This window comes from Nocardia sp. NPDC004123 (genome assembly GCF_053603795.1).
Genome location: NZ_JBSGGG010000017.1, coordinates 120,959 through 136,572, shown reverse-complemented (window position 1 = coordinate 136,572; position 15,614 = coordinate 120,959). Strand labels below are relative to the sequence as shown.

The 15,614-nt window shown below is 68.0% G+C and carries 16 protein-coding genes; 4 read left to right on the top strand and 12 right to left on the bottom strand.

The genetic code is table 11. The features are described 5' to 3' along the window. Nucleotides 1–54: 54 nt before the first annotated feature. Both ACWEQQ_RS25270 and ACWEQQ_RS25265 read right to left on the bottom strand, forming a co-directional pair. Nucleotides 55–1,068: an NADP-dependent oxidoreductase gene (locus ACWEQQ_RS25270; RefSeq protein WP_452349926.1), complete on the bottom strand. Its 1,014-nt coding sequence runs from the start codon at nucleotides 1,066–1,068 to the stop codon at nucleotides 55–57. Between the two features lie 134 nt (nucleotides 1,069–1,202). Then, nucleotides 1,203–1,526 carry a putative quinol monooxygenase gene (locus ACWEQQ_RS25265; RefSeq protein ID WP_452349925.1) on the bottom strand — a complete coding sequence of 108 codons (324 nt, stop codon included), beginning with the start codon at nucleotides 1,524–1,526 and terminating at the stop codon, nucleotides 1,203–1,205. A 292-nt stretch (nucleotides 1,527–1,818) separates the two neighbouring features. On the opposite strand from ACWEQQ_RS25265, the gene ACWEQQ_RS25260 reads away from it, so the two are divergent. Beyond that, nucleotides 1,819–3,072 (top strand): lipopolysaccharide biosynthesis protein, encoded by a 1,254-nt coding sequence (locus tag ACWEQQ_RS25260; protein WP_452350003.1) that lies wholly within the window; start codon nucleotides 1,819–1,821, stop codon nucleotides 3,070–3,072. Here ACWEQQ_RS25260 and ACWEQQ_RS25255 read toward each other — a convergent pair. The 7 genes from ACWEQQ_RS25255 to ACWEQQ_RS25225 all read right to left on the bottom strand — a co-directional run bounded on the left by ACWEQQ_RS25255 (nucleotide 3,045) and on the right by ACWEQQ_RS25225 (nucleotide 9,257). Further along, the gene (locus ACWEQQ_RS25255; RefSeq protein ID WP_452349924.1) at nucleotides 3,045–4,262 is read right to left on the bottom strand and encodes an Ig-like domain-containing protein; all 1,218 of its coding nucleotides are present in this window, start codon (nucleotides 4,260–4,262) and stop codon (nucleotides 3,045–3,047) included. The genes ACWEQQ_RS25260 and ACWEQQ_RS25255 overlap by 28 nt on opposite strands. A gap of 160 nt (nucleotides 4,263–4,422) precedes the next feature. Continuing rightward, nucleotides 4,423–5,325 carry a metallophosphoesterase family protein gene (locus ACWEQQ_RS25250; RefSeq protein WP_452350002.1) on the bottom strand — a complete coding sequence of 301 codons (903 nt, stop codon included), beginning with the start codon at nucleotides 5,323–5,325 and terminating at the stop codon, nucleotides 4,423–4,425. Nucleotides 5,326–5,393: 68 nt separating this feature from the next. Next, on the bottom strand, nucleotides 5,394–5,885 hold the full coding sequence (locus ACWEQQ_RS25245; protein ID WP_364624356.1) for a cupredoxin domain-containing protein: 492 nt from the start codon (nucleotides 5,883–5,885) through the stop codon (nucleotides 5,394–5,396). Nucleotides 5,886–5,999: 114 nt separating this feature from the next. Further along, entirely contained in the window at nucleotides 6,000–6,695 is a 696-nt protein-coding gene (locus ACWEQQ_RS25240) for a Rieske (2Fe-2S) protein (RefSeq protein WP_452349923.1), read from the bottom strand. Next, nucleotides 6,692–7,264, bottom strand: a complete 573-nt coding sequence (locus ACWEQQ_RS25235; RefSeq protein WP_452349922.1) for an RNA polymerase sigma factor — start codon at nucleotides 7,262–7,264, stop codon at nucleotides 6,692–6,694. The genes ACWEQQ_RS25240 and ACWEQQ_RS25235 overlap by 4 nt, the downstream gene beginning before the upstream one ends. Nucleotides 7,265–7,424: 160 nt before the next feature. Beyond that, a complete protein-coding gene (locus ACWEQQ_RS25230; RefSeq protein WP_452340631.1) occupies nucleotides 7,425–8,573 on the bottom strand; it encodes a TDT family transporter in 1,149 nt (382 codons plus the stop codon). A gap of 117 nt (nucleotides 8,574–8,690) precedes the next feature. Continuing rightward, a complete protein-coding gene (locus ACWEQQ_RS25225; RefSeq protein WP_452340632.1) occupies nucleotides 8,691–9,257 on the bottom strand; it encodes a DJ-1/PfpI family protein in 567 nt (188 codons plus the stop codon). 448 nt (nucleotides 9,258–9,705) lie between these two features. Between ACWEQQ_RS25225 and ACWEQQ_RS25220 the strand changes: the two genes are divergently transcribed. Then, nucleotides 9,706–10,359: a DUF1214 domain-containing protein gene (locus tag ACWEQQ_RS25220; protein ID WP_452349921.1), complete on the top strand. Its 654-nt coding sequence runs from the start codon at nucleotides 9,706–9,708 to the stop codon at nucleotides 10,357–10,359. 84 nt (nucleotides 10,360–10,443) lie between these two features. Here the strand turns inward: ACWEQQ_RS25220 and ACWEQQ_RS25215 are convergent, their stop codons facing one another. Continuing rightward, a complete protein-coding gene (locus tag ACWEQQ_RS25215; protein ID WP_452349920.1) occupies nucleotides 10,444–11,892 on the bottom strand; it encodes an ABC1 kinase family protein in 1,449 nt (482 codons plus the stop codon). 155 nt (nucleotides 11,893–12,047) lie between these two features. Here ACWEQQ_RS25215 and ACWEQQ_RS25210 point away from each other — a divergent pair, with 155 nt between their 5' ends. Further along, nucleotides 12,048–12,824 carry a GntR family transcriptional regulator gene (locus tag ACWEQQ_RS25210; RefSeq protein ID WP_452349919.1) on the top strand — a complete coding sequence of 259 codons (777 nt, stop codon included), beginning with the start codon at nucleotides 12,048–12,050 and terminating at the stop codon, nucleotides 12,822–12,824. A gap of 848 nt (nucleotides 12,825–13,672) precedes the next feature. Continuing rightward, nucleotides 13,673–14,650, top strand: coding sequence for an oxidoreductase (locus ACWEQQ_RS25205; protein WP_452349918.1), 978 nt, complete (start codon nucleotides 13,673–13,675; stop codon nucleotides 14,648–14,650). 13 nt (nucleotides 14,651–14,663) lie between these two features. Here the strand turns inward: ACWEQQ_RS25205 and ACWEQQ_RS25200 are convergent, their stop codons facing one another. Beyond that, nucleotides 14,664–15,068, bottom strand: a complete 405-nt coding sequence (locus tag ACWEQQ_RS25200; protein WP_356998299.1) for a VOC family protein — start codon at nucleotides 15,066–15,068, stop codon at nucleotides 14,664–14,666. 31 nt (nucleotides 15,069–15,099) lie between these two features. Then, nucleotides 15,100–15,612, bottom strand: coding sequence for a mycothiol transferase (locus ACWEQQ_RS25195; protein ID WP_452340638.1), 513 nt, complete (start codon nucleotides 15,610–15,612; stop codon nucleotides 15,100–15,102). Between the last annotated feature and the right edge of the window lie 2 nt (nucleotides 15,613–15,614).

Below are 15,614 nucleotides of genomic sequence, written 5' to 3'. Positions count from 1 at the left end.
CTTCCGGGACTTCCGCCCGTCGGTACGGGAGTCCCGGAGGTCCGAGGTCGGCTGTCAGTCGGAGACCTTGATGACCAGCTTGCCGAGATTCTTGCCGGTGAGCAGGCCCTGGAACGCGGCGACGGCATGGTCGAGGCCGTCGACCACATCCTCGAGGTAGACGAGCTTGCCCTCCGCGATCCATTGCGCGGCCGCCGGATAGAACTCACCGGCCTGGCCGGCGAACTCGGACACGATGAAGCCGCGCACGGTCAGGCTCCGGCGCAGGATGCTCGACATGAGCAGCGGCAGCCGGTCGGGGCCCGGCGGCAGGTCGGTGTCGTTGTAGTTGGCGATCAAGCCGCACAACGGAATTCGGGCGAATTGATTGAGCCGAGGCAGGACGGCGTCGAAGACCGCGCCGCCGACATTCTCGAAGTAGACGTCGATGCCGTCCGGGGTGGCGGCGGCCAGCTGCTCGGCGAAGTCGGGGGCGCGGTGGTCGACGGCGGCGTCGAAGCCGAAGCGCTCGCGCAGCAGGACGACCTTCTCCGGGCCGCCCGCGATGCCGACGGCTCGCGCGCCCTTGATCCTGGCGATCTGGCCGACGGTCGAACCGACCGGTCCGGTGGCGGCGGCGACCACCACGGTCTCGCCCGGCTTGGGCTGCCCGATGGTGAGCAGACCGGAGTACGCGGTCAGACCCGGCATGCCCAGCACGCCCAGGGCGGTGGTGAGCGGCGCGGCGCTCGGGTCCAGTTTTTGCAGAGCCCGCACACGCTCGACCGAGTGCGTCTGCCAGCCGCCCCAGCCGAGCACGATATCGCCCGGCCGCAGTGCGGGATCGGTGGATTCGAGGACGCGGGAGACGGTCGCGCCGCACATGGTCTCGTCGATCTCGACCGGCGGGGCGTAGGAGGGCGCGTCGCTCATGCGTCCGCGCATGTACGGGTCCAGCGACAGGTACAGCGTCTGCAGCAGCGCCTCGCCCGGCTGCGGCGGGTCCAGTTCGACCGTCTCGGTGCGGAAGTTCTCCGGCTGCGGCATACCGGTCGGGCGGGAGGCCAGGACTATACGGGTGGACTTCATCGTCGGAACGACCTTTCGATGGGCAACCCCTTCATTCTGGACATTGTGGACCCGCGTCAGGTCTGTTCCGCGCGCCAGGTATCGAAACTCGTCGTGATGTGGCGGCGGATTCCCGGGGGCGGCGGGAATTCTTGTTACTCGGGGGTGTGGCCTTCGGCGTGGACGGTGTTGCCGTAGCAGCCTTCGGGTTGTCCGGCCAGGAGTGACGGGAGTTGGCGGGTGATGGCGGCTACCGGTTCGGAGCGGGTGGTTGCGTCGTGGGCGGGCTTGTTGATCCAGAGTTGAGTGAGCCAGATGGTGTCGGGGTCGTCGGGGGCCGTGTTGATGGTGTAGGACAGCAGGCCGCTGGTGGGGCCGCCGGCGCGGAATCCGTTCAGGAGCAAGGTGATCAGGTCGTCGCGGCGGCCGGGGAGGGCGGTCATTCGGCCGTAGACGCTGAACATGGTGTCGTCGGACATCGGGTCACCCTTTCGGTTGGGCGGTGCGTCGTCGAGCCTACGTTGGAATCCGTTGCACAGGTTGGTGGTTGGGTGCCCGGCACCCGACGGCCGCGGCCGCGGTGAATCAGGCTGGGTGACTGGGCGATTGATTTGAATGCGGGGTTACGTTTTGCGGTGAGTCGGCGGTTTGGGGTGGCGGGGGTGGGGAGGGGGCAGGAGAATTTCGGGGTCTGGCCGGAGTGCGCGGTCGGGGAGAAAGAGGACCGCTATGGCGGGACGGCGACTGGTGGGGACGGCGCTGGTCGGGCGGATGCGCGCGAAGGTGGCCGACGATGGGCTGCTGTCGGTGTTGCGGGACATCGGGTTCGTCAGTCTCGGGAAGTACGGGCAGTTCCTGGTGACCGCGGTGACCGTGCCATTGACCGCGCGGACGCTCGGGGTGAGCGGGGTCGGGCTGCTGGCCATCGGGATGTCGGCGTACTTTCTGGGCGCGCTGCTGGTGGACCTCGGCATCAATACGTTTCTGGCCGCGCTGCTGAACGAGGAGGGGCTCGACGAGCTGCGGGGGAGTTACCTGGCGGTGCGGGGCGCGGGACTGAGCATCATCGCGGTGGCGCTCACGGCCGGGCTCGCCGTCGGCGCCGGCCCGCACCTGCGCATGATCCTGCTGGGGCTGTTCGTGGGCGGATTCCTGTCCATGTCCGAGGACTGGCTGCTGGTGGGGCAGGCCAGATTCGGGGCCTCGATGACCTATCAGATCGCCGGGCGCGTGGTGTACCTCGTGCTGCTGGTCGCGGTGCTGCCGCGACTTCCGCACGCCGAGGTGGTGCTGCTGTGCCTGCTGCTGTCGTCCGTGGTCACCGTCGCGCTGACCTGGCGGGACGCTCACACCCGGTTCGGCCGCCCGGGACGCCCCACCAAGGTCGTGATGATCCTGCGCATCGGTGCACCCGTACTCGCGTCACGGCTGCTGGTGACCAGTTACGGCCAGGGCACCGCCACCGTCTACTCCTCGGTGCTGGACGCGGCCTCGCTCGGGTTGTATTCGGCGAGTGACAAACTCGTGCGCGCGGTGCAGTCGCTGCTCGATCCGATCGGGCTGGCACTGCTGCCCCGCATGGCGCGCGAGCGTACCGATCCGGGTTTCTGGCGGCACGAGATGCGCGCCCTGGCCGCCTGCGTGATCGTGGCCGCCGTTGCCGTGGCGGGGATCTGGGTAGCCGCCCCGTTCGCCGTGCAGCTCATCTACGACGACGATTTCCGCGCCGTGGTGCCGATCCTGCGCGCGGAGGTCTGCATTCTGGTCGCCACCGCCACCACCTCGTTCGTCACCACCGCCATCCTGCCGGTGCGGCAGGACACCGTCGGCATCATGATCGGTGCGGTGGTCGGGACAGTAGTGGCGGCCACCGCGCTGCTCCTCACCCTGCGCACCCACTCGGTGTGGACGCTGGTGTGGGGCACGGTGGCCGCCGAATTCTGTGTCGCCGCCTGGTATCTCGCGCGGACCGGTCAGCTGGCCGCGCGCGAGCGGATTCAGCCGGCGCTACCGGCCACCCACTGATCCCAGCTCAGCGTCCAGTCGCCGTTCTGCCACACCTCGAGCGGCGCGCCGCCCGTGTTGTGCACCTCCACCACGTCGCCGGGCTGCGCGAAGTTGAAGAACCATTGCGCGTTCTCGGCATTGAGGTTGAGGCAGCCGTGTGAGGTGTCGGTATTGCCCTGCGCCCACACCGTGGAATCCAGCTGATGCAGATAGATGCCGTCGGTGCTGATGCGCGTGGCCCAGCCGATGGCCTCCTTGTATCCGAGCCGTGAATTGACGGGCAGACCGTAGGTCGAGGAGTCCATGATGACCGGGTTGGCCTTGTCCATGACCGTGTACGTGCCCGGCATGGTCCAGAACGTGAACGTCTTGCCGGCGATGGTCTCGCTGCCGCCGCGGCCCATGGAGGTGGGCATGGTGCGGATCAGCTGACCGTTCTCGAACACCTGCACCTGATGGGTGTTGTCGTCGGCGATCGACACGTGCGACGGGCCGATGACGAAGTTGGCCTTGGAGTCCTCCTGGCCGAACAGGCCGTTGCCGACCTCGACGCCGTAGAGGTTGGCCGCCACGTTCACCTTGGTGCCGGTCTTCCAGTACTCCTTGGGCCGCCAGTGCGCGTTGCGGTTGTCCATCCAGTACCAGGCGCCGTCGACCGGCGGATCAGTGGTGACGACCAGACGCTTCTGCGCCGCGGCCCGGTCGGTGATGTCCTCGTCGAAGTGCGCGACGATGACCATGCCCACGCCGTAGCTGTTGCCGTCGACGATCGCCTGCCCGCCCGTGGTGTTCAGATACACCTTGGTCTGGTTCTTCGGGGCGATGGTGGTGAAGCTGGAGGTGACCGGACCGGTGGGACCGGTCACGTCCATGCCCGAGGCCTTCAGCGTGTACGTGCGGCTGTAGCCCAGCTGATCGTTCGGCTTCCATGCCGTCTTGTCCGGCGTGTAGGTGCCCTCGATGACCTTGCCGTCCTCATTGGTGAGCGTGACATCGGTCAGCACTCCGCTGGAGGTGCTCACCTTCACCGGCGCCGACGGATCCACCTTGTCCGCGCCCTGCGCCGGGGTGATGGTGATGGACTGCGCGACCGGAGTGCGTGGACCCACATTCCCGCTCGGGAGATTGGACGAGCAGGCCGCCAGCACCAGCACCAATGCGATCAACACGCTCGCTGCGGCGTTCGTCCGAAAACGGCGGGGTGGCATAGCTTCCCTCCTGTAATCGCCGTGCGCCGCACTGCTGCACAGCATCTTGTTACTGCCCAGCGTAGTAGATTACCCTCCGTTTCCGATCTTCCGTCGCCCGGTCATGCTGACGAAATGACAACGATGTGAGACCCGTGTGCGACACGCCGTTGGGCAGTGGTCATTTCAGCGATTGTTCTTTGATAGCGAGTTGCTGTTGACCCTTCTGATACGTGACTTCGCGGATGCCCAGGGCATCGTGCAGCTTGCCCGCGGGCAGCGTCACCGGCTTGGGTGCAGGCCCGTCACCGGGTTTCGGCAGCGGATAGGCCGTGGTGGTGCCGCTGTAGAACGTCACATTGCCCTCGGTCTTCGTGAACAGTTGGTGCACATGGCCGTTGAGGCAGGTCACCGAGGAGAACCGCTTCAGATAACTGAGCGCCTGGGTGGCATCGTCTGTGCCCCAGCCCCATTGGGGGTACATGGCGAACAGCGGAATGTGGCTGAACACGATGATCGGTGTGTCACTGGACAATCCGGCCACATCCTTCTGCACGAAGTCCAGCTGGTCCTGCCCGAGGTGTCCGAGATCCTTGAGATTGAGCGTATTCACCAACCCGATCACATGGACGCCGGCGATGTCGAAGCTGTACCAGCCGTCCCCCCGCGTGCCGTTCCCGAACGCCGACCGGTATCGGGAACCGCCGTCGTCACTCGAATCATGTTCTCCTGGAACGGTGAACACGTGCGGGGTCTTGAACCCCTGCATCATCTGATGGACCTGATCGAACTGCTCGGCCGTGGCCAGATGCGTGAGATCGCCGGTGTGGATGACGAAGTCGGGCTCGTAGCCCAGCGAATTCACCTGTGAGATGGCCTCGGTGAAGGTATCGGTCACGCTGGTGTTGGCGGTACCGGTGAAACCGATGTGACTGTCACTGACCTGAGCGAACCGCAGCGTGGGCCGGGCGGGGGCGGCCAGCGCGGTGCCGGCCACGTGCGAGACCACCTCGCCGCCCACCACCGCCAGGCCCACGGCCGCGCCGAACCAGGCGGAGTGCCGCATGAGCTGGCGGCGGGTCATCTGCTGCGGATCGCGGGCCGCGTCCTCGTCCTCGAAGTCCGCGTACCGGTCGTTCGGGTTGCGAGTGTTCATTGGGTCACCACCACGGTCGCGTGCATGAAGGGATGAATCGAGCAGACATAGGCGAAGCTGCCCGCTTTCGAGAAGGTGAAGGTGTAGGTCGCGTTGTTGCCCAGCGTCGGCGAGCGGAAGCTGCCGTCGTTGGCGACCACGGTGTGCGGTTCCTCGTCCTTGTTGGTCCAGGTCACCGTGGTGCCGACCTTGACGGTCAGGGAGCTGGGCCCGAAGGCGAAATTGTCGATGTTGACAGCATTCGGGCCGGCCGGTGCCGCCGCCGGGGCGGACGAGCTCGGCATGGACATGCCGGGCATACCGGTCGGCCCGCTGCCGTCCGGCACCATGCCGGGCGTAGCGGTGCCGGAAGCGAAGGTGAAGCCGGGGGCGGCATTGTCCGTGGCTTTGCCGCCGCCGTTCGAGCTGCACGCGCTCGCCGTCAGCAGGGCTGCCGCGGCGACGGTGACGGCGACGGCTGCGCGCCGCCGGCTGCGGGTGGGTGTCATGGGGTCCGGGCCTCCATCCGGGATGGTTCCGTTCGCTGCTGCGAACCGGTCATCCATAGATAGGGGCGGGGGTTACATGGGACGGAAACCGCTGTGCACCAACGCTATTGGAGGCTAGGCGGGTTCGGTGGGCGCGAAAACCTCGATGGTGCCGTTGTTCTCGCGGACCTGGACGGTGGGCAACGGCGCGGGCGCCACCGGCAGTTGATGGGTGACCACCTCGCCCTGGATGGAGAAGGAGGTGGAGTGGCACGGGCAGCGCAGGCGCTCGGCCGGGGCGTCGAGCCACAGCTTGCAGCCCTGATGGGTGCACACGCCGGAAACCGCGACCGGATTCCCCTTGTCGCGGCGCACGAATCCATTGACGGTGCCGACATCGAACGCGATCGTCGCGCCCTCCGGCAGATCCGTGGAGCGGGCGATCGGCAGCCACGCGCCCGTATTGGGGGACAGCGGGGCCTGCTTGGCGGCGGGCGGGGAGCTCGGCTGCCCGTGCCCGATCAGGGTCCGATCCACCACCGCGCCGACCGTGGCGGCGGCCGCGGCCGCGGAGGTGCCGATCAGCAGGTTCCGGCGGCGGTAGCCGTTCGCCGGGTGCAAGGGGGTCGGCTCCTCGTCCATCTCGGCCGCGAGCCGGCGCTGCAGACTGCTCAGGAACTCCTCGCTGGGCGCGTCGCTGCCCAGGCGCGCGGCCCGCAGTTCGATGGCCATGCGCATCTCCTCGGCCTCGGCCTCATCGGGCCGGAAGCCCGTGGACTTCTTTCCGGCCAGTAGTTCGTCGACGAACCGCCGCACTTCCCGCCCGCTCACCGCACACCTCGCTCATTCAGCTGGGACGCCATCTGCAACGCCCGATGCTGCAACACCTTCGCATTCGCCACCGTGACACCGAGGCTCTGCGCCGACTCCCGGACCGAAAGCCCCTGGAGAAAGCGCAGTTCCAGAATGCGGCGGTAGCGGTCCGGGAGTTCGGCCAGCACCGCCTTGGCGCGGGCCTCCGCCCCGGAGTCGTGGAACTCCTCGGGCGGTTCATCGGGGATATCGCCCTCGATGGTGGTGATCTCCCGGCCCATTCGCGCCTTCCAGTGCGCGGCCAGCACCGTGCGCGCGGTGGCGCGCAGGTAGGCCCGCACCTCCGGGGCGCTCGCCGTGATGCGCAGCGGTTTGAGCGCTGCGGTGAACACCTCGGCGGTCAGATCCTCGGCGTCGGCCCGGTTGCCGACCTTGCCGAACATCAACGCGTACACCCAGGTGACATTGTCCCGGTACACCGCTTCCCAGCTGGCGTAGCTGTCACCGGACACCAGCCGCAACTCCCGACCCGAGCTCGAGCTCGAGACAGGCTGCGTCCGGTGCTCGGATTCGACCCGTCGCACCATGAACCGCCGCTTCCCGCATCCAACGAATACATAGACGCGTGTTCACGTCTGTCAGTAGATAGCGCCCGGGGTTACAGCGAGCACGTTTCGGCGGTATCGCAACGAATTCGTCCCGGGCGGATCCGGCCGGATCCACCCGGGACGTACGCAGATCGCGCTGTCAGCGCGCGGGTCGCAGCAGATCGCCCCGCAGCACGCCGTGCAGGGTCCTGGCGGCGACCACGGCCCAGGCGGCGACCAGCAGGGCGTACAGGCCCACGGCGGTGACGGCGAACAGGTCGGCGCCGGTGTGCTGGTAGAGCGCGGTGCTGCCGGTGACGCAGCAGCCGAGCGGGAAGGTGAAGCCCCACCAGGTCAGGTTGAACGGCATGGAGGTGCGGGCGTGCCGGGTGACGGCAATGGCCAGCGCCAGCCACAGCATGGCGAATCCCCAGGTGGGAACGCCGTAGAGGACGGCGAAGACATCGAGCCCGGCGGCAGTGCGGTCGTCCACGACGCCGGGGGCGACATTGGCCAGGCTGCCCGCGGCGGTCACGGACTGGCCCAGGGGACCGAGCACCAGCCAGACGGTGGCGACCATCCCGGCCGGCAGCAGGCCGTGATGCAGCAGCCGCGACCAGATCAAAGTGATGGTGACCAGCGAGGCGATCAGGCTCAGTCCGAACATGGCCAGACAGGCCACGAACATGGTCAGCCGCAGCTGCCCGGCCGGAGTGTGCGGCACCAGCAGTGCGCCCAGCGCGGCGGACACCATCGGCGGCACCACGGGCATCAGCCAGCCGCCGAAGGCCGAGTCGGGATCGAAAGTGTGGCGGGTGATCATCCGGTAGGGAATGGCGGCGGCGGTCATCAGCCCGAAAACCGTTCCGGCCGACCACAACACCCAGTCGACGGTCACCGCGGCGGTCGAGCCGATGATGTCCTTGCCGAGCAGCAGGGTGCCCGCGCCCACGGTCAGCAGGGCCATCGGCGGCGCGCCGTAGAACTGCATCATGATCGGGTGCAGCCCGTGTCCGCGGGCCTCCTGCGGATACCGCCGCCAGTGCAGGACCCAGGCCCCGGCCAGCACGGTCAGCAGCAGCGCGGCCAGCGCCCACACCAGGGTGGCGACGCCCTTCAATCCGGGGAACTGCATCGGCAGGGTGGCGGCGGCATTGGCGATGATGCCGGTGCCCATCACCGCGGCGAACCAGTTCGGCGCCAGGTGCCGCAGCGGCTGCCGCCCGTCGCCCTCGCCCGCCGCCGTCGGGGTGCTCACCTGTGCGGCGGGAGCTGCGGCAGCGGTTCGGCGGAAGGTCACGGTGGTCATGCCTCAACCCTCGCCGACCGGCACTTCCCCCGGTAGCGCTCACAATTCGATGGATGCATAGATCGGTTCTATGTCCGACCCCGGTCCTGTTCTATGCCGCCACGATGTACCGGATCGTCAGGCGGTGGGCGGAGCGGATTTGCGCAGCACGTCGAGGAAGGCGCGCATCCATTGCGGATGGTCGGGCCAGGCGCGCCCGGTGATCAGATTGCCGTCGACGTGGTCCGGGCTGTCGACCCATTGCCCTCCGGCCGCCACCACATCGGGTTCGAGCGCCGGGTAACTGCTCGCGGACCGGTCCCGCAGCACGCCCGCGGCCGCCAGGATCAGCGGTCCGTGGCACAGCGCCGCGATGGGCTTGTCCGTTTCCGTGAAGTGCTGGACGATGCGCCGGCAATCCTGGTCCCCGCGCAGATACTCCGGCGCCCGCCCGCCCGGAATCACCAGCGCCGCATACCGGCTCGGGTCAACCTCCGCGAACGCCAGATCAGCGGGCCAGGTCCGCCCCAGCTTCTCGGTGTAGGTGTCGAACCCCTCGGTGAAGTCGTGGACCACGAACTGCAACCGTTTCCGAGCCGGAGCCGCGATGTCGACCTCGTACCCCTCTTCCAGCAATCGCTGATAGGGATACATCACCTCGAGGTCCTCGGCGGCATCTCCGGTGATCAAGAGCACCTTCGTCATGGCGCACCTCCCAGAGAATGGTATCGAGACCGCTCATCACCCCACCGCTTTTCGGAACACCTGGTCGCATGATCCGGTGCCGTATCGCGATCCGGACGCGGCGGTCACGCGGGCTGGATGTCGGGGAGTTTGTCGGGTCGCCAACAGTTCGCTATTGATCTCATGCCTGGTCGATGGGAAACCATAATGCGGCGATTGCGGGCATTGAATCCGAGGTGGTGCAAAGGATCTGAACGGTCGGTGTCGACATGAACCGGAGAAGCCCGGGAAATTCGCTAATGAATAGCTACTGTGTGGGAACGGCCTTTTCAGGTTCCCATACCGACAGGAGCGGCAGCCATGCCCGACGGTGTTCCCGGATTCCCGATGTCACGACGCGGATTGTTCGGTGCCGCGGCCGGATTGGCGGCCACGGCCGACAGCCTTTTTCGCCAAGCTCAATGAACTGATGGCGGCCGACGCTCCCGCACCCGCCGACGCCGACGCGCTCGCCCGATTCGCCGGCCTGGGCATCAAGCCCGGTGGCTCGGTCACCGGCATCGACGCCGACACCCTGAACGCCGCGGTCCGCGACGCACAGCAGCGGATCCACGACTACAAGAACCCGAGCGCCAAGGAGGTCAACGGCTGGAGCTATGCCACCGACCTCGGCGCCTACGGCACCGATTACCCATTGCGCGCCAACACGGCATCGACCGCCCTCGGCGCGAATCTGCCCGCTGACGCGATCTATCCGATGATGGGCAATGTTCCCGCCGATTCCGGCGGTACCCCGCACACCTACCGATGCCACTTTCCGGCAGGCCAGCTGCCGCCCGCGGACGCCTTCTGGTCGCTGACCGCCTACACCGCCGACCACTTCCTGGTCCCCAACCCGGACAATATCTACTCCGTCGGCCACCAGCCCGCCGTCACCCCCAACCCCGATGGTTCGGTGGATCTCGTCCTGCAGGCCGCCAAGCCCGGACCCGAAGTCCCCCAGGGCAACTGGCTGCCGATCCCATCCTCCGGGACGTTCGATCTCGCCATGCGCCTCTACGCGCCGCGCGACGACGCCGCCAATGGAAGCTGGCAGCCGCCCGCGCTCACCCCGACCAGCTGAACCGCGGCCAGGCCGGCATGAGCGCAGATCGGGAGTCGCGTTCATGCCGGCCGATGCGCGAGACTCGTTGCGATGGTGGGGAGTTCAGCCGACTATGGAGGCACGGCGGTCCGGCGGGACCGGGCGCAGGTGCCGGACGACGGCCAGGTCGGTGGGCTGGGCGTGGCGGGTGTCGTAGCGGTCGAAGACCGCGGCCAATTCCGGTGACCAGCGCGCGAATTCGGCTCGGATGGGCCCCTCGGTCTCCAATTGGCACACCACGCCCAGCGCGGTCAGGAAGGAGCGCGCGAAGGGGGTGAAGTAGGCGGGCATGTCCAGTTGCCGGTGGACATTCGACAACCGCGGGGCCAGCACCGAGCGGACGTGCCCGCGCAGCCAGGCGGTGGTGAGCCGGAAGGTGGGCACGGTGAGCGGTTCGCCGACCGCGTCGAGCCCCTCGGCCAAGGCGGCCACGTCGTAGTTGCGTCCGGGCCGCACGAAGCCGTGCCGCCGCACCGCCGCGTCCAATTCCGGTATACCGCCGTTGAACGCGGCCTCCATCACCTCGCCCACCAGTGCCTCGAAGCCCGGGGGCGGCCAGGGCGTGCAGGCCCCGAAATCCACCACGCCCAGCCGCCCGTCGGGCAGCACCCGGAAATTGCCCGGGTGCGGGTCGCAGTACAGCAGGCCGGTGCGCGACCAGGTCGACAGCAGGAATCGGATGATGAGCATCCCGACCCGGCTGCGCTCCTCGGGCGCACCGGATTCGATGATCCGCGAAACCGGTGTGCCGGTGAGCCATTCCGTCACGATCACATCGCCGCGCTGTGTGATCACGCCGGGCACCACGAAATCCGGATCGTCGGCGTACGCCTCGGCGAAGCGCCGCTGATGGTCGGCCTCGGCCGCGTAGTCGAGTTCGTCGGCCACACAGGTGCAGATGGCCTCGGTCACCGCGGGGACGTCCGCGCCGGGCGCGAACACCGTGGCCAGCACCGAGAGTCGGCGCAGCTGTTCCAGATCGGCGAGCACCGCCTGGTGCGCGCCCGGATACATGACCTTGACCGCCACCGGCCGCCCGTCGTGCCACACCGCGCGATGCACCTGTCCGATGGAGGCCGCCGCGGCCCGCCGATCGTCGAATTCGGTGAAGTGCCAGCGCCAGTTCTCGCCCATGCCCGCGGCCATGGCCTCGTGCACGGTCCCGGGCAGCATGGTGGGCACCGCATCCTGCAGCTGGGTGAGCGCGGTGCGGTACGGCGACGCGATCTCCGAGGGCAGCGCGAGTTCGTAGAGCGAGAGCAACTGCCCGAGTTTGGTGGCGCAGCCCCGCAATTCGCCGAGTACCTCGAAAATGTGCTGGGCGGTGCGCATCCGGATCTCGAAGTCCACCTCGGCGGCGGATCGGCCGAGGGCCCGCTTGCCGACCCCGGCGGCCTGCCGGCCCGCGAATGCGACCGGAAGACTGGCGATTCGCGCATTGCGGACCGCGCCGCGGACGGGCGGCCTGCCCCCGTCGTCCCCCGACCGTTCCCCGATACGCCGAATCGACATTGCTCACCTCGTCGTGTGCGCGGCACCGCGCCGGCGTCCGGTGTGGCTCTCACCAGGTCCGATGAGTAGCCCGCCCCGGCGCATGCACGTGCAGTTTGGCACACGAAAGTCTAAACTGTCTGGGACGTATCCGAAAGTTGTCGAAAGGTGACAGGATGGGTGCCCAGACGGTCGTGTCCGATGTCGCGGACGAGCTCGCTCGCCGCGTCGCGACCGGTGAGTACGCGCCCGGTGATCTGATGCCATCGGTCCGTCAGGTTGCCGAGGAATTCGATATGAACCGGGCCACAGCGCAATTGGTGCTGGGCCGGCTGGAGTCCTACGGCTTCGTGGACGCGCATCGCGGCCGCGGTTTCACCGTCCGGGATGTGCGCCGCGCGGGCGGGGTGGATGTGTACCGGCGGCTGTTCCGGCTGTCCATGCACGCGCCCGAGGTGGCCGCGGAGATGTTCGGCAATATCGTGGCCGCCGAGCGCGCCATCGTGCTGGAGGCACTGCTCGACTACACCGCCGCCGAGCGCGGCATCGAGCCCGCGGTGCTGACCGCCGCGGTCGACCAACTCGAAACCCGGGCGCGCAGCGCCGAACCCGATCACACCCGGATGCTCGAGCTCGAGGTCGGCCTGGTGCGCCTGGTGCTGACCGACCTGGGCCACACCATGCAGCGCGCGGTGCTCAATTCGGTGGGGGAGATGCTGTTCGAGGTGCCGGAGGCGGTGGAGGCGTACTTCGCGGCCTCGGCCGATCTGCACGTACTGGTGTGGCGGGCGCTGCTGGCGGTGTGGGAATCCACGGCCGGTCCGTCCCAGGCACAGCTGGCGCTGTTCGAGGATCTGTTCGCCATGTACCACGAGAAGGTGCTGGCCAAATTCGACGAACTGCTGGGTATGGGCCGGGATTCCGCGGTGCACCGGCAGAGCGCGTCCGCCTGATCAGACGGCGGTCGCCATGGCCGCCGCCACGAGCGCGCCGATGATGGCCAGCGCTAGCACCGCCAGGATCACCCGGTTGCCTTTGGTGGGTGGCTCGGCGGGTGGATGGACGGTCATGGATCTGTCTCCTCATCGATATGGGTGGTCGAGGCCATCGTATTCCGGGGGCTCCCAATATATTTGGAGTCCTCCACGTTGGGGCAATATCTCGGCCGCTTCCCTGGCCGCGCCGATGAAACCGGGGTGGTCGATGAGAAAACGCGCCACCCGCTCGACCTCGGGTCCGCCCGTCACCCCCATGAGGGTCCGGCAGATGCAGGGAAGGCGCGGGTGACCAGGTAGACCAGCCAGGATTCGGCGCGCAGTGGCAGCAGGCCGCGATTGCCCTCGACCGCGGCGACGATCCCGCGTCCGGCCCGGGGTTTTTCCCGCGCCTGACCCGCTGTGGCGCGCTGACCCGTCTCGGCGACCAGCCGGCCCGCAGAATCGAGCGCAGTCGGTAGGTTTCGTGCTCAGTAGCGGCTGAACGGCACCGCGGCATCGTGGCCGCCGAAGCCGAACGATGTCGGCGCTCGACACTGGCCGCACGGCGACACTGCCGGCCGGCGAGAACCGTGGTGGCCCAGGCGCGCAGCACCAGTGCGGCAAGACCCGCGGCGATCGCTCCCACTGCGACGACGACGATAACGATGATGGTGGCGAGCATGATGGGCCGTCTCCCCCGGATTGTCCCAGACAGAATGGATCGGGATCTGGTCCCGGCTGGTCGACTCCGCTCGCGGAACTGCGCGGTCCCGCATCACCAGGTACATTGTCTCAGACGGAAATTCGAGGAGGAGAACGACCGTATGACCGAGGCGCTGCCCGACCGGCCGACCGTGACCAGCCCGCCCCTGCTCGCCCGCCGCTGGACCATCGACGACATCCCCGACCAGACCGGCCGGACCGCCGTGGTCACCGGCGCCAACAGCGGACTCGGTTTGCGCACCGCGGAAGCCCTGGCCGCCAAGGGCGCGCACGTCCTGCTCGCCTGCCGTAACGAGCTCAAGGCCGCGGCCGCGCTGGAGCGGGTGGGTGCCGCGGCCACGGGCCCCAAACCCGAAGTGCTGCCGCTGGATCTGGCCGATCTGACCTCCATCCGCCGCGCCGCCGATCACCTCGACGTGCGCGGCACGCCGATCGACATCCTGGTCAACAATGCGGGCGTGATGGCACTGCCGCGGCATCAGCGCACCGCCGACGGCTTCGACGCGCAGTTCGGCACCAACCACCTGGGCCACTACGCATTGACCGGACTACTGCTGCCCCAGTTGCTGCGCGCACCCGAAGCACGCGTGGTGACCGTGTCGTCCATCGCCGCCTGGGGTGGCCTGATCAACTGGCTGGATCCGAATTGGCGTGTGGTGTACAGCCGTTGGCTGGCCTACAGCCAATCCAAACTCGCCAATCTGCTGTTCACCGCCGAGCTGCAGCGCAGGGCCCGCGCCGCCGGGTCGGCGCTGACCGCCGTGGCCGCGCACCCGGGCCTGTCGGCGACCAATCTCTACGATTCCGGCCCGGAGAAAGGTGTGGGGGCGGCCTTCGCTGCCGTCCAGCAGCGGATGCTGTTCTCGCTGGCGCAATCCGACGCCAAGGGGGCGCTGCCGCAACTGTATGCGGCGACCATGCCCGGCCTGGCGGGCAACTCCTACTGCGGCCCGGCCTTCGAGGCCTTCGGATATCCGCGCCGCACCCTGCGAAATCCCCTCGCCTACAGCCGATTCCAGGCCCGTAAGCTCTGGGAGCTCAGTGCGGAGCTGACCGGCGTCGACTACCGGTGGACCTGACCGGCGGCCCGAGCTAGGACGGGTAGACCGCGATCTCGATGAGATTCCCGTCGAGATCGCGGCAGTAGTGCGAGACCATCTCGCCCAGCGCGCCGATCTTGACCACCGGGCCGTTGACGATCTCGACCCCGCACGCGGTCAGGTGCTCCGCGACCGCCTCGGGCGCGGCCGTGGTCACGAAGCAGAGGTCCTGTGCCCCAGCGGCTTCGGTGGCCCCGGTGGTCCAGTTCGGGTCGGTGTCCAGCGCGCCGACCGGCCGCAGATTGATCTTCTGATTCCCGAAGGTGAGCGCGAGCCGCCCGGCGGGGCCGAACCGCTCCACGCTCATGCCCAGCACGCGGGCGTACCAGTCGGCTGTCGCCACCGGGTCGAGACAGTTGATGACCACATGATCGAAACGGTCCACGGTGAATGCCATGTCCGCATTCTCCGTGCGTCCCGTAGCAAGATCAACGGCGGCGCAACAGCATTCCGCGAAGGTAGGCCGCCTGGCCGGAATGCTGGATATCGTCGTCGACCACGCTGATCAGGCGGACTCCCAGGGTGACCGGCGGATCCCAGCGGGTGTCGACGATGCGGGGCAGATCGGCGTCGGTGAGCGCGGACACGTACCCGATGGTCTGATCGTGCACCGCGTCGAAGTAGCCGAGTAGCAGGTCGGCGGAAACGCCGTCCAGCCGCGCCACTTCGGCGGAACTGTGCGCGTATCCGGTGGCGGAATCGTCGAACGGCAGGTCGAATCGCTTTGCCCAGCCCTGCGCCGTCCACACCTGTTCGAGGCCCGCGACATCCGCGATGTGATCGTCCTGCACGCGGGTCAGATGCCAGATCAGCCAGGCGATGGAATTGGCATCCCCGTCCGGCCGCGTGGCCAGTTCCGCCGGGGTGAGCCCCTCCACCGCGCCGTGCACGTTCTCCTTGATCCGCCCGAATGCGTCCACCAGCAAGTCAGCGCTCGTCATGC